This is a genomic window from Pelotomaculum sp. FP, assembly GCF_004369245.1.
Taxonomy (GTDB): Bacteria; Bacillota; Desulfotomaculia; order Desulfotomaculales; family Pelotomaculaceae; genus Pelotomaculum_C; species Pelotomaculum_C schinkii.
The window spans coordinates 92,986-112,177 of the sequence record NZ_QFGB01000003.1 but is presented as its reverse complement, the minus strand read 5'-3'; the positions used below and the strand labels follow the sequence as shown (position 1 = coordinate 112,177).

19 protein-coding genes and 1 riboswitch are annotated in these 19,192 nt (G+C 48.7%); of the genes, 15 read left to right on the top strand and 4 right to left on the bottom strand.

Translation table 11 applies throughout. From position 1 onward, the window contains the following. The 5 genes from Psfp_RS02305 to Psfp_RS02285 all read left to right on the top strand — a co-directional run bounded on the left by Psfp_RS02305 (position 1) and on the right by Psfp_RS02285 (position 5,529). Complete coding sequence (locus Psfp_RS02305; RefSeq protein WP_134216933.1) at positions 1–600, top strand: acyltransferase; 600 nt, start codon at positions 1–3, stop codon at positions 598–600. A gap of 22 nt (positions 601–622) precedes the next feature. Continuing rightward, positions 623–1,747, top strand: coding sequence for a DegT/DnrJ/EryC1/StrS family aminotransferase (locus Psfp_RS02300; protein WP_134216932.1), 1,125 nt, complete (start codon positions 623–625; stop codon positions 1,745–1,747). Between the two features lie 62 nt (positions 1,748–1,809). After that, positions 1,810–3,051 (top strand): glycosyltransferase family 4 protein, encoded by a 1,242-nt coding sequence (locus Psfp_RS02295; protein WP_134216931.1) that lies wholly within the window; start codon positions 1,810–1,812, stop codon positions 3,049–3,051. Between the two features lie 169 nt (positions 3,052–3,220). Further along, entirely contained in the window at positions 3,221–4,330 is a 1,110-nt protein-coding gene (locus Psfp_RS02290) for a glycosyltransferase family 4 protein (protein WP_205079448.1), read from the top strand. Positions 4,331–4,410: 80 nt separating this feature from the next. Continuing rightward, positions 4,411–5,529 carry a DegT/DnrJ/EryC1/StrS family aminotransferase gene (locus Psfp_RS02285; protein ID WP_134216930.1) on the top strand — a complete coding sequence of 373 codons (1,119 nt, stop codon included), beginning with the start codon at positions 4,411–4,413 and terminating at the stop codon, positions 5,527–5,529. Positions 5,530–5,663: 134 nt separating this feature from the next. Here the strand turns inward: Psfp_RS02285 and Psfp_RS02280 are convergent, their stop codons facing one another. Together Psfp_RS02280 and pstB are read right to left on the bottom strand one after the other, a co-directional pair. Continuing rightward, on the bottom strand, positions 5,664–6,269 hold the full coding sequence (locus Psfp_RS02280) for a hypothetical protein (RefSeq protein ID WP_134216929.1): 606 nt from the start codon (positions 6,267–6,269) through the stop codon (positions 5,664–5,666). Positions 6,270–6,515: 246 nt separating this feature from the next. After that, positions 6,516–7,274: a phosphate ABC transporter ATP-binding protein PstB gene (gene pstB / locus Psfp_RS02275; RefSeq protein WP_134216928.1), complete on the bottom strand. Its 759-nt coding sequence runs from the start codon at positions 7,272–7,274 to the stop codon at positions 6,516–6,518. 313 nt (positions 7,275–7,587) lie between these two features. On the opposite strand from pstB, the gene phoU reads away from it, so the two are divergent. After that, positions 7,588–8,244: a phosphate signaling complex protein PhoU gene (gene phoU, locus Psfp_RS02270; protein WP_134216927.1), complete on the top strand. Its 657-nt coding sequence runs from the start codon at positions 7,588–7,590 to the stop codon at positions 8,242–8,244. 160 nt (positions 8,245–8,404) lie between these two features. Here the strand turns inward: phoU and Psfp_RS02265 are convergent, their stop codons facing one another. Together Psfp_RS02265 and sigK are read right to left on the bottom strand one after the other, a co-directional pair. Continuing rightward, positions 8,405–9,112, bottom strand: a complete 708-nt coding sequence (locus tag Psfp_RS02265) for a response regulator transcription factor (protein WP_134216926.1) — start codon at positions 9,110–9,112, stop codon at positions 8,405–8,407. A gap of 287 nt (positions 9,113–9,399) precedes the next feature. Further along, complete coding sequence (gene sigK, locus Psfp_RS02260; RefSeq protein ID WP_134216925.1) at positions 9,400–10,107, bottom strand: RNA polymerase sporulation sigma factor SigK; 708 nt, start codon at positions 10,105–10,107, stop codon at positions 9,400–9,402. Positions 10,108–10,319: 212 nt separating this feature from the next. Here sigK and Psfp_RS02255 point away from each other — a divergent pair, with 212 nt between their 5' ends. The 9 genes from Psfp_RS02255 to Psfp_RS02215 all read left to right on the top strand — a co-directional run bounded on the left by Psfp_RS02255 (position 10,320) and on the right by Psfp_RS02215 (position 19,145). Next, positions 10,320–10,961, top strand: coding sequence for a molybdenum cofactor guanylyltransferase (locus Psfp_RS02255; protein ID WP_134216924.1), 642 nt, complete (start codon positions 10,320–10,322; stop codon positions 10,959–10,961). Further along, positions 10,939–11,463, top strand: a complete 525-nt coding sequence (locus Psfp_RS02250) for a YqeG family HAD IIIA-type phosphatase (protein WP_134216923.1) — start codon at positions 10,939–10,941, stop codon at positions 11,461–11,463. Before Psfp_RS02255 ends, Psfp_RS02250 begins: the two co-directional genes overlap by 23 nt. Next, entirely contained in the window at positions 11,447–12,334 is an 888-nt protein-coding gene (locus tag Psfp_RS02245; protein WP_134216922.1) for a shikimate dehydrogenase, read from the top strand. The genes Psfp_RS02250 and Psfp_RS02245 overlap by 17 nt, the downstream gene beginning before the upstream one ends. A gap of 273 nt (positions 12,335–12,607) precedes the next feature. Further along, a complete protein-coding gene (gene aroC / locus Psfp_RS02240) occupies positions 12,608–13,768 on the top strand; it encodes a chorismate synthase (RefSeq protein WP_134216921.1) in 1,161 nt (386 codons plus the stop codon). A 6-nt stretch (positions 13,769–13,774) separates the two neighbouring features. Beyond that, on the top strand, positions 13,775–14,296 hold the full coding sequence (locus tag Psfp_RS02235; RefSeq protein WP_134216920.1) for a shikimate kinase: 522 nt from the start codon (positions 13,775–13,777) through the stop codon (positions 14,294–14,296). 111 nt (positions 14,297–14,407) lie between these two features. Continuing rightward, positions 14,408–15,157, top strand: coding sequence for an A24 family peptidase (locus tag Psfp_RS02230; protein ID WP_134216919.1), 750 nt, complete (start codon positions 14,408–14,410; stop codon positions 15,155–15,157). A 237-nt stretch (positions 15,158–15,394) separates the two neighbouring features. Beyond that, the gene (locus tag Psfp_RS02225; RefSeq protein WP_243120431.1) at positions 15,395–17,083 is read left to right on the top strand and encodes a GspE/PulE family protein; all 1,689 of its coding nucleotides are present in this window, start codon (positions 15,395–15,397) and stop codon (positions 17,081–17,083) included. A gap of 158 nt (positions 17,084–17,241) precedes the next feature. After that, positions 17,242–17,580 (top strand): hypothetical protein, encoded by a 339-nt coding sequence (locus Psfp_RS02220; RefSeq protein WP_134216918.1) that lies wholly within the window; start codon positions 17,242–17,244, stop codon positions 17,578–17,580. A gap of 112 nt (positions 17,581–17,692) precedes the next feature. Next, a riboswitch (cyclic di-GMP riboswitch) is annotated at positions 17,693–17,777 on the top strand. A gap of 150 nt (positions 17,778–17,927) precedes the next feature. Beyond that, the gene (locus Psfp_RS02215; protein WP_134216917.1) at positions 17,928–19,145 is read left to right on the top strand and encodes a type II secretion system F family protein; all 1,218 of its coding nucleotides are present in this window, start codon (positions 17,928–17,930) and stop codon (positions 19,143–19,145) included. Positions 19,146–19,192 lie beyond the last annotated feature (47 nt).

The window sequence follows — 19,192 nt, the reverse complement described above, 5'->3', positions numbered from 1 at the left end:
ATGAATTATACTATATTTCCCAACGTTAGGCTAGGTAAAAATGTATATATCGGTGATTATGTGATCCTGGGCCTTCCGCCCGCAGGGAAAAAAGGGGGTGAAGTTGAGACAATAATCGGCGATAATGCCGTTATCCGTTCTCATACGGTAATCTATGCCGGCAACCTGATAGGTGATAATTTTCATGCCGGACATCATGTGATGGTACGTGAGGAAAACATAATAGGTAATAACGTAAGCATAGGTACCGGAACTATAGTTGAACATCACGTGATTTTGGAGAATTATGTTCGCGTTCACTCACAAGCTTTCATTCCTGAATTCAGTATTTTAGAAGAGGGAGCCTGGATTGGTCCTAATGTAGTTATCACAAACGCTCTATATCCATTTTCACCAGGAGCCAAAGACAACCTGAAAGGAGCCTGTATTAAGAAAAATGCGAAAGTGGGAGCGAACAGCACCTTGTTACCCGGGATTGTCCTCGGTGAAAATTGTCTTATCGGAGCAGGCTCAGTGGTTACAAAAGACGTACACGCAGGAACAGTGGTTGCCGGTAATCCTGCCGGGATTATTAACGAAATAAATAACCTCCCGTACTGATAAAAAATGTAAAGGTAATTGTATGCGAAAGATACCGTTAATAAATCTAACCTCACAATATACAAAAATAAAAACGGAAATTCAGGCCGCAATAAATAATGTTTTGGAATCAGCAAATTTTATTTTAGGGTCTGAAGTTGCTTCCTTTGAACGAGAATTTGCGGATTTTTGCGATGTGAAATACTGTTGCGGTGTTAGCAGCGGAACTGACGCCCTTTTCTTAGCTTTAAAGGCAATAGGGGTAGGACAGGGAAACCTGGTAATCACTGTTCCGAATACCTTTATTGCAACCACTGAGGCTATCACTCGAGCGGGTGGAAAACCTGTTTTTGTTGATGTAAACCCGAAAACATATCTCATCGACCCGGAGCAATTAGAAGCCAAAGTAAAGGAATTAAGAGCAAAAGGTGATCTTTTAAAGGCAGTAATCGCTGTTCATCTTTACGGTCAACCGTGTGACATGAACGCCATCAATACGATTGCTGGAAAGTACGAACTAAAAGTGATCGAGGATGCCGCTCAAGCTCATGGAGCTGAATACGAGGGGCGGAAGGTAGGGGGTTTTGGAGCGGCGGCCTGTTTTAGCTTTTATCCGGGTAAAAATTTAGGCGCCTGCGGAGATGCCGGAGCGGTGACAACAAACGACCCGGAAGCGGCAAGAGTCATAGCGAGGTTGGCAAACCATGGCCGGGACGGGAAATATATACACCTTGTAGAGGGTTACAATTGTCGTCTTGATACCCTTCAGGCCGCGGTGTTGCGGGTAAAGCTCAGGTATCTTGAAGAATGGACGGAAAAGCGAATTGAAAACGCGAAATATTATTCGGAAAGGCTGGTGAAGCAGCCTTCCATCAGCATCCCATCAGTATCTGAAAAGGTTAGACATGTTTTTCATCTTTACGTAATAAGAGTCAAGAACAGAAATGAACTGCGAAATCATCTCCGGAAGGCCGGAATATCAACCGGCATACACTATTTTCCACCACTGCACCTCCAACCGGCTTATAGGTATCTTGGCTATAAATCAGGAGATTTACCTGTCACCGAAGGTTTAAGCCATGAAATTCTCAGCCTGCCCATGGATGCGGAACTTACCAGGACGCAAATGAATTATATTTGCAACGTATTAGAAGCTTACATTCATTGATTGCCACTTTGTAAAGCTGTACTTAATGCAAGATTCCAAATACAGGGGGAAGGCAGGCAGTTATGCCCAAACTTTGGATTTTAAATCATTATGCGGTTGGGCCGGGGGAGAGTGGCGGGACCAGGCATTTCGATTTGGCGAGAGAGTTGGTAAAGATGGGTTGGGATGTTTCAATCTTTGCGGCCTCTGTTAATCATATAATGCGACGGGAAACACATCTTCAGCCTGGAGAGAAAATAAAAAAGGAAGTTCATGATGGAGTAAGCTTTTTTTGGTTGCGAACTCCAGTATATTATGCTAACGGCCCACGCAGAATCTGGAATATGCTGGTTTATACAATAAGCGTTTTACGCAACGCCTGGGGACGGGAACGTCCGGAGATAATCATAGGCTCTTCCGTGCATCTTTTTGCAGCCTTTGCCGCGTATATTCTTGCAAGACGCCACCGGTGCCGTTTTATTTTTGAAGTGCGTGATCTCTGGCCCCAAGCCTTTATTGAGATATTTAAGATTTCTGAATATAATCCGGCCATATGGTTATTGCGCCGTCTTGAAGTCTTTCTGTATCGGAAGGCTGAAAAAATAATTGTATTATTGCCAAGAGCAAATGAATATATCGAACGTTTTGGCATCCCAAAAGAAAAGATTTTTTATATTCCTAACGGAGTATATCTATCCAGGTACCAAGAAAGTACCTTTCCTTTCAACCCGCAATTATCCAATACACTGGATTCACTGGCAGGAAAGTTTATTGCAATATATGCCGGTTCACTTGGTCCTGTTAACGGCTTGGATACGCTTCTCGACGCCGCCGGGCTTCTTCAACTGCGGGGGGATAAGCAGGCGCATTTTCTTTTTGTGGGCAACGGCGCCCAAAAAAAACGGTTGCAGCAGCGGGTTGTTGATGAAGATCTTGCCAACGTTACTTTTATTGACCCGGTGCCCAAAGATTATGTACCCATGCTTTTAAGAAGGGCCAATATTGGAATTCATGGTTTTCAGGATTTACCGGTATTCAAGTGGGGAGTTAGTCCAAACAAAGTATTTGATTACATGGCTGCCGGTTTGCCAGTGCTTCTTTTGTGTAGTTATACGCGTGATAATCCTGTTGATATAAGCGGTGGAGGGATGGTTTTACCACCCGGTGAAGCTGAAACGCTGGCCCAAGTCATAATCGAGCTTGCCGCCAGCCCGGAGCGTTGTGCCGTAATGGGCAAAAAGGCTCTTAAATATGTTGAACAGGTACATTCCATGGAAGCGCTTGGCCGGCGACTAGCTTTAATCCTGTCAAGAAATGCCGGTTGAAAAGCAAAAAGACGGTGATCAGCAGCAATATTATTTAAAAAATGGCAGTTAAAAGTATGTTGGCAACTCTGAACATATTAAACAAAGTATTAATATCATGAATTATGGAAGGCGAGGTTTGAGTAAAGGCTTAATGTCCAAAAACTTTTTTTATTGGGAGAAAATTATTTTGGCTAAGATTCTGTTGATCGCAAGTTATGCAAAATCACTGATACGTTTTAGGGGCAAGTTAATAGAAGAGTTAGTTGGACGTGGTCATCAGGTGATTGCCCTGGCGCCCGAAACGGATTATGAGAAAGATCTAAATGAACTGGGCGCTCAATATTTGAAACTTCCGCTGCGAAGAACTGAGCTAAACCCGTTCAAAGATATCATTTCTCTCCTATATTTGGTTAGGGTCTACAGGAAGCTCAAGCCCGATATTATATTTACATATACGATAAAACCCGTAATCTATGGCTCACTGGCAGCCCGTATGGCTAATGTTGACCGGGTTTATTCAATGATTACCGGCCTTGGTTATGTATTCACGGGAAATACAGTGAAACAACGAATATTGTTGAGTTTAATAAAACTTCTATATAAAGCCGCTTTGAAAAAAAATGAAACAGTTTTTTTTCAAAACCAGGATGATTTGAATCTGTTTAAATCTCTTGATTTACTGCATAACAAAGAGCAGGCGGTTGTAATAAATGGTTCTGGTGTCGATTTGGAATATTATGATTACGTGAAGTATGAAAAAAACAAGAGTTCTTTTTTAATAATTGCAAGACTGCTCAAGGATAAGGGCATAGCTGAATTTGTTGAAGCGGCCCGTATACTCAAGCCGGTTTACCCTGATGTGACTTTTAATATACTTGGGCCTTTTGATTGCAGCCACGCCGCAATTCCTCGGCAGGATTTAGAGCTCTGGACAGCTGACGGGACGGTAAATTACCTGGGTGAAACCGATGATGTACGTCCTTTCATTGCCGACAGCAGTGTCTATGTATTGCCGTCTTACCGTGAAGGGACGCCTCGTTCTGTTCTTGAAGCCATGTCCATGGGGAGACCTATTATAACCACCGATGCGCCCGGCTGTCGCGAAACAGTCCGGCATGGAGAAAACGGTTTTCTTGTGCCGGTTAAAGATAGTAATGCTTTGGCGGAGGCTATGGAATATTTTATCCTGCACCCTGAAAAGGTTGCGACCATGGGTTGGGCGAGCCGTAAGCTTGCTGAAGAAAAATATGATGTTCATAAGGTTAACCATGCGATACTGGAGACACTGGGTATCTAACCAGTTGATGCAGACACGTCCATTCAGGTGATCCGTATTTGTAATAAGTATTAATTTTTAAAAAGGAAGGTATCGGTTTTATGATAGTGCCCCTTTCCTGTCCGGACATTGGTAATAGAGAGCGTGATTTGATAAATGAAGTACTGAATAGTAATGTGCTGAGCATCGGGCCCAAAATAGCTTTGTTTGAGCGTCTGGTAGCGGAATATCTGCAGGTAAAAGAAGCTGTAGCGGTAAACAGCGGAACAAGCGGTCTTCATCTGGCGGTACGGGCGTTGGGAATAGGTGAGGGAGATGAGGTGATCACAACTCCCTTTAGCTTCATATCATCCAGCAACTGCCTTATCTTTGAAAAAGCGCGCCCGGTATTCGCAGACATCGACCCGGTCACTTTCAATATTGATCCGGAACAGATTGAATCCAGAATAACACCAAAAACCAGGGCCATTCTCCCCGTACATGTTTTCGGAAGACCGGCAGACATGGATACCATCTTCAAGATCGCTACAAAAAAAGGTATTTTCGTAATTGAAGATGCCTGTGAGGCCATCGGCGCCAGTTACCACGGAAAGAAGGTTGGCACTGAGTGTGACGCGGGAGTTTTCGCCTTTTATCCCAACAAGCAGATTACAACCGGTGAGGGCGGAATTATTACAACTAATAACAGTGATGTGGCCAGCCTGTGCCGCAGTATGCGCAATCAGGGAAGAAGCGAGGAAGACGGGGGCTGGCTGAATCACTGCCGTCTGGGCTACAATTACCGGCTGGATGAATTAAGCGCGGCGCTTGGTGTAGCACAGATAGAGCGTATTGATGAAATTCTGGCTAAAAGAGAGTCGGCGGCCAGGGCCTATAGCGTCAAGCTGAAGAAAATAAAGGGTGTCATGACACCAAACGAGACGCCGGGGGTAAGAATTAGCTGGTTTGTGTATGTAGTTAGTCTGGCCCACGGAATTGACCGAAACAGCGTTATGAATCATTTGCAAAAGAATGGAATCGGCTGCAGACCTTATTTCCAACCATTGCATCTGCAGCCGTTTTACAGAAAATCATTTGGTTATAGTGAAGGAGATTATCCCAACACAGAGCGGATTTCTTCCTCAACGCTGGCTCTGCCGTTTTTCAACGATATCACGGAACAACAAATGGATTACGTTGTTGATGTGCTGCAACAGGCAATTGAATTGGTATCATGTTGACATATATACAACAAGTACTAAAGTGATTAACTAATGTTCGAAAAAAGGCATCTGATAAAACCCGGATAAGGTTTTTCAGATGCCTTCCTTGTGATGTATTGTCAAACCTATTTATTAACAAATTTCATAAAATACTAAGGGGTATTGAAAAGAGGAGATTTTTCCACAACAACTTTTTCTGATATATCCATGTTGACAGATGTATCAGCAGGTACTTCGTAAATAATATGGTTTTTTTCATTAAGGATAATTTTAGGCGTAGTATCATTTCCCGTAAGAGTTATATCTATGATCTTATGCCTGGTAGTTGACTTGGTAACAATCATTTCCAAGCCACCAAGTTTAACAAACTCACCAACCTGATATTCCTGTGGAATAATAACATTATTGATTAAAGCTGTAGCCTGAGCCGCGCTTGACGGTGCTGGTGCAGAATTTGTTGCCGTCGCAGGGTTTGTTGACTGAACTGGCGGATTTGTTTTAGGAGAGGTTGCCGGTGAGGTGGTTGCTGTTGTTTTATCTTTGGCGCCGCCGGAGTTTGTTTGCGCACTGGTGGTTTTGGATGTTTGACTGGCGTTATTATCCGTTTGTACAATCTCGGATTGCCTGCGCTGGCTATCCTGATAGTTGTCCGCGGCCTTTATTGGCGAGATACTCTGTCTCCATAGACAGGCGCCTATCAACAAAAATATACCTAAGCAAATCAACGAAACAATAAAGAAAATCTCCCGCCTGGTCATTTGCTATCCCTCCTTTCTTCTATCCCCTGACGGTAGGGCATTGTTTGTTTATAATATTTTATTCAGGGTGCAAAAAAGTGTGAAAACCAATTCAGCCTTTTCCCAGGTTGAGTTTGGTTTACGTATATCTGAAAGAAGAGCCAGGTTATTGGCAGGGCCCACTTAAACAGTTCATTCGCAACAAAAATTGACTGCCCGAAGTGGGCAGCCTTTAGCATCTTGATCTATTTTGGTTTGAACTAAATACTATCCAAAACGGCCGGTGATATAGTCTTCGGTACGCTGGTCAACCGGTTTTGTGAATATCATTTCGGTTTCACCGCATTCCACCAGGGAGCCGTTCAAAAAAAAGGCTGTGGTATCGGATATCCTGGCAGCCTGCTGCATGTTGTGGGTTACAATAATAATGGTATAGCGTTCTTTCAAGTCACGGATCAGTTCTTCAATTTTCATAGTGGACTTGGGATCCAGCGCGGAAGAGGGTTCATCCATCAGCAGGACGTCCGGCTGGACTGCCAGCAGGCGGGCGATGCAGACCCTTTGCTGCTGACCGCCGGAAAGTCCAAGCGCCGATTTGTGAAGACGGTCGCGGACCTCATCCCAAAGAGCCGCGCCGCGCAGGCTGGTTTCTACGATTTCATCCAGCTTGCGCTTGTTTTTTTCACCGTGAATTCTTGGTCCGTAGGCCACATTATCATAAACTGACATGGGAAAGGGATTCGGCCGCTGGAAAACCATGCCCACTCTTTTTCTCAGGGTGACCATGTCTATATCGGGCATGTAAATATCACGGCCGTCCAAGAGGATGGTCCCTTCAACCCGGACGCCTTCTATGAGATCGTTCATCCGGTTTAGTGAACGCAGAAAGGTCGACTTGCCACAGCCTGAGGGACCGATTAGCGCGGTAATATGGTTTTGTTTTATTTCAATGCCCACATCCTTAAGAGCTTGAAAATCCTTATAAAAAAGATTGAGTTTGTTAACTGATATCTTGCTTTCCGGCATCCAACAAGACCTCCCGTTCAAGGAAAAACATAAGATGAATACTAGGTATGAATTGTAGTTTAACATTATTCCGTTAGGATATTGTTATTTGCATGTTAACAATTAATTAAGTTGCAGCCGCTCTTCTTCTGGGCACAGAACTTAATTGATTCTTAAAAGCAGCTTAAGAATGTTTTAACATGGGTTTGCTTAAATATAAATAACAGCTGAAATCGTACCCACGTAGCGGGGTATTTTCATGTTCTGATGGCGCCGGCCGTCAGCGATATCAGAATCAAAATTATATAATCAGCAGTAATACGGAGGCACAGTTATGGAGAAAAGAATATTAGAGGAAGAACTGGAGGACCTGCAAAATAATGTGTTGCGCATGGGCGCGCTGGTGGAGAAAGCCCTGTACGATGCTACCAGGGCCTTGCTGGAAGGCCATGCTGATCTGGCTGAACGGGTTATTGCCGCCGACGATAGTATCGACAGCCTGAACACGGAGGTGCAGGATCAGTGCGTCAGGCTTTTGGCGCTGCGCCAGCCTATGGCAGGCGATTTGAGGACCATTAAGACTGATTTACAGATAGCCATGGACCTTGAGAGGATGGGGGACTACTCTGAAAGCATAGCCAAGGCCGCATTACGGCTGCATGGCGAGAAAACCATTCACAAGCTTCATTATATGCCGCAGATGGTGGAGCTGGTACGGGAGATGGCGCATAATTTCATAACATCCTACGACCTTGCCGATATAGAACTGGCCAGGAGAGCAGCCACTCTTGAAGACGCCATTGATAAGCTCTATAAGGAGAGTTTCCAGTCGCTGACCGGCATCATCAGGGAAGATCCAGGCACAGCGGCAACAGCCATACAGCTGTTGCTGGCAGGAGTATACCTGGAAAGGATTGCCGACCATGCCACCAATATTGGAGAATCGGTTATATATATGGTCACAGGACTGCGGTCAAATTTGAATGTTTAGTATTTATTATCTTGAGGCATTAGCCTCTTTTTTTTAGGTCTTATATTATTCGGGCGTGTAATACGTATTTTGGCTATTATGAAAAAAGGTCGAATGGATACGCGCCGGCTTTGGCTGGTAAGGTTGCCGGTCGATATTAAGTGGCCTTAAAGCAACATATTTAGCTTGTCGCACGGAAACGGTAGCCCACTCCCCGCACCGTCTCAATATATTCAGGGACTGCAGGGTCCCGTTCAAGCTTTTGGCGCAGGTACCTGATGTGAACATCAACTGTTCGTGTCTCTCTGGCATAATCGTAGCCCCAGATTCTCTCCAGCAAAATATCCCGCGTGAAAACACGGCCGGGATTAAGCGCCAGCAGGTGCAACAACTCGAATTCCTTGGGGGTCAGGTCGATTTTATTTCCCTCCATGACAGCTTCATACTTCTCCGGACGGATTATAAGGTGGTTAATAATAATCTCACTTGGCTTAATCTCCTGCTGTGCTATACTCAATGAGACCTTCCGGCGCAGGCGTGCCTTTACCCTGGCCAGCACTTCCCGGGGTGAGAAAGGTTTGGTAATGTAATCATCCGCGCCGAGTTCCAGACCAAGGATCTTGTCGACCAGCTCTCCTTTGGCGCTCAACATAATCACGGGGATGGCGCTGGTTTCCGGTTTGGCTCTGAGGGTGCGCAAGACCTCGTAGCCGTCCATTTGCGGCAGCATGATGTCAAGTATGATGAGGTCAGGCTTGGCTTCTTCCGTAAAATTTACGGCATCCCGGCCATTGGTCAGGCCAACTACCTGGTAGCCGTCTTTGCCCAGGTTAAACTTCAAAAGCTCGATAATGTTGGTTTCATCGTCGACAACCAGGACTAACGACATATCCGTCACCACCTCAACCAATACTTTATACAAGTTGGGTTAAAAGACTATTACTCTCGATTAACTGTGCATTATAGAAACATTAATTTTGTGTTAAATTTTACTTCAGGCGACCGAAGGTGGATTCAGGATAAATGGACATAGTATTTTTGTCTGGAAAACAGATTCATGTTGTGGTGAAATAATTAAAAACAGGAGAACTTGTCCAGGGAGTGAGACAGGGAACGGTTTTCTCTCACTGAGTTTTCATTCCCTTGGTGCAACTGCCTGAATAAAAAGGCCGCCCACTATTGGCAGCGCTCAAGGATGAATTCTTTAGTAAGTTTGCTTAAGGCCCTTTTTTCTATCCGCGAGACATATGACCTGGAGATACCCAGGCTCCGGGCTATTTCGCGCTGTGTTTTCCTCGCCCCGTCCTCAAGCCCGAATCGCAGTTCAAGGACTTTCTTTTCACGCCGCGTCAGATGTTGGACTTTCTCACGGAGACGTTTTTGTTCGAATTTATTCTCCACAGTTTCAGCCACAACTTCAGAATGGGTTCCTAAAATGTCAATCAGAGTTATTTCATTGCCTTCCTTGTCTACGCCAATTGGGTCGTAAAGAGAGACCTCTGCTCTCATTTTCTTGGTGTAGCGCAGGTGCATCAGGATTTCGTTTTCGATGCACCTGGCCGCATAAGTAGCCAGGCGGGTTCCTTTGCCCGGGTTGAAGGTGTTGATTGCCTTAATCAGGCCTATGGTGCCGATGGATATCAGATCGTCCGAATCTTCTCCCGTGCTGTCGAACTTCTTGACAATGTGAGCGACCAGGCGCAGGTTCCGTTCGGTCAAGACGTTGCGCGCGCCTTCATCCCCCTGATTTAGAAGCTTGAGGTATTTTGCCTCTTCTTGCTCCGAGAGCGGCTGAGGGAAGGTATTGTTGGCTATGTAAGAGACGAGCAACATGAGACCGTTTACCAGCGATACCACCGTCAGAGTCCAGAGACCTGGCAGCATCAAAGCATCCCCCCCATAAAATTTGCGTGCTATTAATTTTATGAAATGGGAGGCGCTTTTGGTGCACGTCCTGTCAAAAAATGTTTCATAAAAGGATTTTTCAGGTTACCGGAGAAAAATAATTAAGGAAAGAAAATTTAACCTTAACACAAGTTGAATAGCATAAGCCACCACGGAACCTGGTGAGTAATAATAGAAAGCAGGGGAAATGATTGGCTGGAAACGAGGCTACCGGGGTGATCCTCGCAGGCGGCAAAAGCCGGCGCATGGGTAGTGATAAAACCTTTATGGAAGTAGGGCGGGCCGGCATGATCCAGATTGTCGCGGCTGAGCTTCAAAAAGTTTTTGAAGAAATCCTGATCGCCGGGGGAAGTGAGGAGACGGGCAGGCGTCTTGGTCTTACAGTGGTAGCCGACCTGATCCCCGGGGGCGGGCCGCTCAGCGGTATCCATGCCGCCCTGACAGCTTCTGCTCATGACAAGTGTCTGGTGGTTCCATGTGATATGCCTTTTCTCAAGGCAGAATTGGCCGCGCTTATGGTCGGTCTGGCACAGGGTTATGAGGTGGCTGTTCCCACCGATGGCGTCTATTTCCAACCGCTTTTCGCAGTTTATGATAAGAGCTGTATTAAGGTTATAGAACAGGCTTTGCGGGCAGGCAGGTATAAAGTGGTTGATTTTTATCCCCAGGTCAGGGTAAATTATGTTAATGATAAGCTTTTAGGTGAGTTGGCTGATACCGGAAGGGCTTTTTTTAACGTCAACACACCTAAAGATTTGCACCAGGCCAGGGTTATGGCGGGAATAACAGAAAAAAAGCGGGAGAAAAAAATTGCTGAAAATACTGTATCCTAAACTGTATGCGTCGTCACTGGTGGAAATTGAGCCGGAACTCCTGGAAAAACTGGGCTTGAAAGGGATCCTGTTAGACCTTGACAACACCATAGTACGCAGGGATTCAAACAGGTATTCCGAGGAAGTGGGAGAATGGCTGCGTGAACTACGCGCCCGTGGGTTCAGGCTGGGGATAGTATCCAACAACTCCCGCCAAAGGGTTGGCGCTGTGGCCCGCCTTCTCGATCTTCCGGCTGTGCACCGCGCAGTCAAGCCCCTGGTTAGCCCTTTCCGGCGGGCTATGAACATGCTCGGGACAAAGCCTGCGGAAACTGCCTTAATCGGGGACCAGATTTTTACCGATATCTTTGGGGGTAACCTGTGCGGGTTGTATACCATTTTGGTCGTCCCCCTAAAAGGCAAAGAATTTTGGGGGACGAGGCTTTTCAGCCGTCCCCTGGAAAAAATCGTACTGGCGCGATTAAAACGGTACCCGGAGGTATTACATGGCCGGTGGGATTAACGGCCTTACAAAGGTCTGCGGCATTTTCGGCGACCCGGTGCAGCATTCCTTATCACCAGCGATGCACAACGCCGCCTTCGCCGCGACAGGGCTTGACTACATATATGTTCCATTTCAAGTTGAAAAGGCTAACCTTCCAGATGCAATAAAAGCCTTACGGGCTCTGAACCTGGCCGGTGTCAACATCACCATTCCGCATAAGGAGACTGTTCTGCCGCACCTGGATGAAATAAGCATGGAGGCTGGTTTCATCGGGGCAGTGAACACAGTGGTTAACCGCCAAGGGCATCTTCGCGGCGAGAACACAGACGGGCGGGGTTTTATTAAAGCGCTGTCAGAGCAGGTTGGTTTTAATCCCAAGGGGAAAACTGCGCTGGTACTGGGGGCCGGTGGCGCGGCCAGGGCAGTGGCGGTACAATTGGCCCTTTCAGGGCCGGCAAAGCTGGTGCTGGCCAATCGCTCCAGGCCGAGAGCTGAGGGGCTGGCCAAGCTGATCGCAGAAAAAACGGGGGCTGCAGTGGCGGTTGCAGAATGGCCGGCTCAGGGGTTGCAACACAGTGACAGCCGTATGATTGCAAACGCCGACCTGGTGGTGCAGGCTACCCCTGTGGGTATGTATCCCTATACCGCAGAAACAGTTTTTTTCCCATTTGAGCGCCTAAAACAGGGTGTGGTCGTATGTGACCTGGTTTACAACCCTGCCCGGACGAACTTTCTGAATAAGGCTGCGCATTTCGGAGCTGTTACCGTCAACGGCCTGGGTATGCTTCTATACCAGGGGGCGCTGGCCTTTGAGCTGTGGACAGGAATAACTGCTCCGGTTGAGGTGATGAGAGACGCCTTAATGAAAGCTCTTTCCACACACAGTTAACGAATAATGCAAACCGCCAATTCATAATGATCAACGGCTAACCTGAAAATGCACACAGGGCGCATCCCCAAAAAATGCGGGTGCGAATTCATTTGCACAGACCCCAAAGAAATGGAGCAGCAGAGTCCCTTAAACTGCTTCGCATTGCATTGGGATTGAATTCGCACCTGCAATGCCCGGTAGCACATAAAAACGTTCCATATATAGAACGTTCCATATATAGAATGATGGGAACAAGAATTGCACAGAACGAAAATAAATGGAGGTAACAAAATGCTCAGGTATCTGACGGCCGGGGAGTCCCATGGTCCGGCGCTGACCGCGATCGTGGAAGGCTTGCCGGCCGGTTTACCCTTGACAGCGGATTATATAAATACTCAATTGGCCCGCCGCCAGGGTGGTTACGGGCGCGGTGGCAGGATGAAGATAGAGAACGACACCGTACGCCTGCTTTCAGGGGTGCGGGGCGGTGTGACCCTGGGCAGCCCGGTGAGCATGCTTATTGAAAACAAGGACTGGGCCAACTGGTCGGAAATCATGTCCCCGGCCGCCGGGGCCAAGATGGCTGAAAAGGCAGTGAGCCGTCCGCGGCCCGGGCACGCGGACCTGGCGGGCGCCCTGAAATACCGGCACGGAGATATCCGCAACGTGCTGGAACGCTCCAGCGCGCGCGAGACCGCCGCCAGGGTGGCCGCGGGCAGTCTGGCGCGGCGGTTTTTAGAGGAACTGGGTATCACAATTATGGGACAGGTGCTGCAAATCGGGGATCAGCAGGCCAGTGTCGGGGAGTTTAGCCCTGCACAACTGGAGGAAAGGTTGAGAGGCTCAAGGCTCCTCTGCGCCGACTCTGAGGCGGAACAGCTAATGGTCAAGCTGATCGACCGGGCCAGGACTAACGGGGATACGCTGGGCGGTATATTTGAGATTAGAGTTTTCGGCGCGCCGGCAGGCCTGGGCAGTTATGTCCAATGGGATCGCAGGCTTGATGGAAGACTCGCCGCCGCACTGATGAGTATTCAGGCGGTAAAGGGTGTTGAGGTGGGGCAGGGCTTTGCCGCTGCTGCCCGGTTTGGTTCGCAGGCACTGGACGAGATCTTTTATAAAAAAGGAAGAGGTTTTTATCGCAGGACCAACCATGCCGGAGGCATTGAAGGCGGGGTAACCAATGGTGAGACGCTGGTGGTCAGGGCAGCCATGAAACCTATACCGACACTTAACCAGCCGCTTAGCAGTGTCGACCTGGCCACAAAAGAGCCGGCGCCGGCTTCTATTGAGCGCTCAGACACCTGCGCAGTTCCGGCTGCTTGTGTAATTGGCGAGGCGGTGGTGGCCTGGGAATTGGCTTGCGCCTGTATGGAAAAATTTGGAGGGGACAGCCTGGACGAGCTGAAAAACAATTGGGAAAGGTACCTGTCCTACCTGCGGCAGGTGTGAAATAAGATGAAAAATATTGTATTAATCGGCTTTATGGGTACCGGCAAGACGGTGGTAGGACGACGGCTGGCCCGCCGGCTCAAGCGCGAGTTTATAGATACCGACGCTGAAATTGAAAAGCTCATGGGTAAGACGGTGGCCCAGATATTTGCCAGGGACGGGGTCGTCCGCTTCCGTTCCGAGGAAGAACTGCTGGTGAAAAAGCTTGCCAAGCGGGAAGACCTGGTCATCGCGACCGGAGGGGGCATGGTTTTAAACACAGAAAACCTCCTGTTGCTCAAAGAAAACGGGATCCTGGTAGCCCTGACCGCCTCGCCCGAGATCATCTACGACCGTGTCAGAGGTAACAAGAACCGGCCCCTGCTGATGCACGGCGATATGATGGAAAAGATCAGGGAGCTCTTGCAGGAGCGGGAGAACGCCTATAAAGCAGCAGAAATCACTGTTGATACAGGCAACAGCAGCATAGTGGAGATAGTCGAGCAAATTACCCGTTGCCTGTTGGAAAGGAACTATATCACTTATTGATTACCCAAAATATGGGTGCGAATTCAATTGACAGATTATATAGCTGTATGAATTTGTCCGCAATTGACCCCATAACTTCTTATTTTGATTAAAACGAGAGAGTTGAAACCTATGGAACTCTTCATACCGTTGTTTGCATTTCTGGCCGGGCTCTGCGCAGGCAGCTTCCTGAACGTGTGTATCTGCAGGCTGCCGGAGGGAGGCTCAATCGCTTATCCGCCTTCCAACTGCCCCTCGTGCGGGAGCCGGCTTCGAGCGGTCGATCTCATTCCTGTACTCAGCTACCTGTTTTTACAGGGCAGGTGTCGCTACTGCGGCGGTAAAATATCGGCGCAGTATCCAATTGTAGAGTTGACCATAGGTATACTGTTTCTCCTGACTTATCTCAAGCATGGTCTGACCCTGGCATCCCTGCGGGCGGCCGTGCTTTTTACGTTGGTTACGGCGGCCGCCGTGATCGATTGGCGATACCGGATTATACCGGACAGGCTGAACCTGGCAGGGTTTGTCCTGGGAGCGGTCCTGCTCTTTGAGTCCCGTGAGGTCCTTACCGCAAACGCCATCGGGTTTCTGGCCGGGGGAGGCCTCCTGTACCTGGTCGCTCTTGTTTCACGGGGCGGCATGGGCGGCGGAGATATCAAACTGGCCGCGGTGATGGGGCTGCTCCTTGGCTGGAAATACCTGCTGCTGGCCCTTTTTCTTGCTTTCGCCGCAGGGGCGTTAGTGGGGATCCTGTTAGTGCTTTTAAAGATAAAGAGGATGAAAGAAGGCTTGCCTTTCGGCCCTTACCTGGCCCTGGGCTCCGTTGTTGCGGCGCTGGCCGGGGACCGGCTGCTGTACTGGTATCTTCAGCTGTTTTAGGATTAGATACAGCTGCCCCGGCAGATAACTGAAAATAACGTTCCGGGCTTTCTCTAAAATGTGGGTGCGAATTCATTCACCCAACTCAATTGTGATTGATTGGGTTTTTATATCAATGGCGGCAGTTGATTGCCAGATTCACGGAGGAGTATTAACATATTAACATTTAAGAGGAAAAACGATATCTTTCTAGAAATACTGTCAAAAATGTCCGTATCAGCATGAGGTGACTTACTTGTGATAGACGCCCCAAAAAAAGCAAAAAAAACCCTTGGCGAGCTTCTGATTGAGAGGGGTTTTATTAACAACGCGCAATTATGGGAAGCGCTGCGGGTACAGTCCCGCACTGGTGAGTTCCTGGGTGAGATTTTAAGCAAGCTCGGCATGGTTTCAAAAGATACGATCAATGAGATTTTGGGGGTCAAGAGAATCAATCTGGATAACCTGGACCCCGAACTTTTTAAATTAGTACCCGAGCACATGATCCGTAAGTACAAGCTGCTGCCCTATAACAAAGGAGGCAATCTTCTTACCGTGGTTATGGCGGACTCCGCCAATGTCCTGGCTATCGATGACCTGCGCCTTGTGACCGGCTGCAAAATCGAGCCTGTAAGACTGGAGCAGCATGTCATTGAAGAGGCCATACGCAAACATTTCAGTGTCCCCGAAGTTGACAGGATCTTTGACGAGTTTGAACTAACCACAGAACAGCATGAGTCTGAAGCGATCGTCCTGGAGGAAGAGGTTTTTGACGAAGCGCCCGTGGTGCGCCTGATCAACTCTATTTTCATCCAGGCCATTGAACAGAAGGCCAGTGACATCCACATTGAGCCGGCGGAGAAGCATGTCCGGGTAAGGTACAGGATTGACGGGATGCTGCAGGAAATCATGACTTTGCCCAAAAAAATTCGTTCGGCTGTGATCTCCAGGGTCAAGATCATGGCCAGCATGGACATCGCTGAAAAGCGGGCGCCGCAGGACGGCAGGATCATGCTCAAGCTGGGCAGCCAGGAATTTGACCTTAGAGTATCCTCGCTTCCCACCGTCTACGGGGAAAAAATAGTCACCAGACTTTTGGGCAAAGGCAGCATGAAGAGCTATAAGCTGGAAAACGTCGGGTTTGACTCCAAAAGCCTCAGTATATTCAGAAACGCGTTGAAAAGCTCTTACGGGATGCTCCTGATTACCGGACCCACGGGCAGTGGGAAAACAACCACTCTTTACGCAGCGCTCAATGAAATAAACACCGTCGAGAAGAATATCATTACCGTGGAAGATCCCGTCGAGTATATGCTGGAAGGGATCAACCAGACCCAGGTCAATCCCAGGGCGAGGATGACCTTCGCCACCGGTTTGCGGGCCATCCTGCGGCAGGACCCGGACGTGATCCTGGTCGGGGAAATCCGCGACGGCGAAACTGCGGAAATTGCCGTCAAGGCAGCCACCACCGGACACCTGGTCCTTTCCACCCTGCATACCAACGACGCCGCGGGCGCTTTCACCCGACTGGTGGACATGGATATAGAACCGTTCCTGGTGGCCTCATCGGTGCTGGGCGCGGTTGCCCAGCGGCTGGTCAGGCTAATTTGCCCGAGGTGCCGCCAGAGCTATGTACCGGAACCGGATTCCCCGGAACGGCTGTTTATAGGCGCCGGGCCCGACCAGCCGCTGACTCTTTACCGGGGCGCAGGCTGCAATGAATGCCGGAACAGCGGTTACCGGGGGCGCATGGCCATCGTAGAGATCCTGCCTATGACCACCGGGTTGCGCACGCTCATTTTAAATAAAGCCTCTGCCGATGAAGTCAAGCAAAAAGCCCAGGCCGAGGGCATGGTTACCCTGAGGATGGACGGTATCCAAAAAGCTCTACGGGGGCTGACCACCATCGAGGAAGTGATGAGGGTCGCATATTCAGAAAACAATTAAGACAATCATATTGCTAACTCGGTGCAGTAGAAGATGAAAACCAGCAATGTGCGATTTTGATCGCATATGGCACATTAGTACTAACTTGGTTGGTACCTAATGTTGCATATGGGGAATAAATTCGTAGCTGCATTTTTTCAGATTAGGGGGTTATTCAAATGACCTGTGATGAAATCCTTTCCTGTGCCTTCAAGGTGGGCGCCTCGGACGTACTAAAGCGCCTCCGGCCCTGCGTCTGCAGGGGCGCTTTTGCCGTTGGCCGCGCCGGAATGGCAGGGGAAATTAGACTTTGGAAGTGCGCCTGCCGGCCCGCTGTCTCCAGAAGATACGGACAGGATGGCCCGCGAGATTATGACGCCGGAGCAGTACCAAAAATTCCAGCAGGTGGGGGAGTTGGACTTTTCCTACTCCATACCGGGTGTCTGCCACTTAATCAGCAGGGAGGAGGCGTTGACCCGGGCGGCCGATCCCGAGGCGCTCTTAAAGCGCTTAACTGAAAGGAATATTTTTTATTTGGTGAGAAGATATATTGCATTCTTTACTTTAAAATTGTATTATAGACATATCACAACAAAATAGTATAATATTCCAAAATATATATAAACCTTCCACCGAAAACAGCAAACCTGTCGAAAGGCGGGGACGCAAAACCATGGGTCTGAGGCCGCTAGGCTACGACTGTCAGGTTGCTGAAGTAGAGAAGGACTGTTAAAAGCGGGTGCTCCTTCGGTGAGTAAAGGCCCTTTTTGGGCCTTGTGCCAGAAGGGGGATCCTTATTTATACGGCCGGTTAACGTTTGCTCATCAGTCAATCAACTGGAAATTATAAGAAAATGGTGGAGTAAATGACACAAAACTTTGCCTACAAAGCCCGCAACCCGGCCGGCAAACTGGTCACCGGTAAGATCGAGGCCGAAAACCGCAGCAAAGCCATCACCCAGCTCAGGGACCGCAGGTTTTTTGTTGTGGAGCTTAAAGAAGCCCCTCTCGCCGGGACCAGCATTAAGCTGGACAAGCTCTTTCAGAAAAAAGTCGGCAGCAGGGACCTGGCTGTAATGTGCCGGCAGTTTGCCACCATGGTGCAGGCGGGAGTCCCTCTCCTGCAGACAATAAGCATTATCAGCCAGCAGTGCGATAACAAGACGCTGCAGGACACGATGAAAAAGGTCGGCGGCAACCTGGCAGGCGGCATGTCTCTGACCGAGTCGATGAAACCCTATCCCCGGGTGTTCCCCGGTATCTTTACCAGCATGGTCGAGGCCGGGGAAGTCGGCGGCGACCTGGAACACGTGCTGGAGAGGCTGGCTGTAAACTTTGAAAAAGAGCACGACATGAGGGAGAAGGTCAAGTCGGCCATGACCTACCCGACAGTGGTGCTGGTGGTGGCGGTGCTGGCGGTAGTGGCCCTTTTGATCTTCGTGTTGCCCAGCATGACCAAAATGCTGATAGACATGAAGGCGCCCCTGCCCGTGACTACTAAAATAATTATGGGTGTCAGCGGTTTTCTAAAAAACTACTGGTACATTGCTCTGACTTTGGTGGTTGCTTTGGCTTTCGGCTACAAGACCGGTGTTAAGAGCGGTCGGGGCAAGAAAATGAAAGACTCGGTTGTCCTGAAGCTTCCGGTAATGGGCCCGATGGTCCAAAAAATCGTCATCTCCCGTTTTTGCCGCTCGTTGAGCACCCTGTTGAAAAGCGGCGTGCCGGTCCTGCAGGCGCTGGAAGTGGTCAAAAACATCGTGGACAACCACTCGGTGAATATGGGTCTCAAGGAGGCTGAAAGAAGCATCAAAGAGGGCCAGAGTTTTGCCGAGCCGCTCATGAAGAGCCGGGTATTTCCTCCGATGGTCAGCACGATGATGTCGATAGGAGAGGAAACAGGGTCGGTCGACACCCTGCTGGAAAAGGTAGCCGACTTTTACGAAAAAGAAGTGGACGCTATGGTCTCCCGCCTGTCTTCCATGATCGAGCCGATTTTGCTGGTGGGGATGGGTGTGGTGGTCGGGTTTATTTTGATCTCGATTATGGTGCCGATGTTTACTGTAATGGACAGTGTGAAATAGTTTTCGGCCGGCGTGGCCGGCCTGGTCATCAATGGAAATCATGAGAA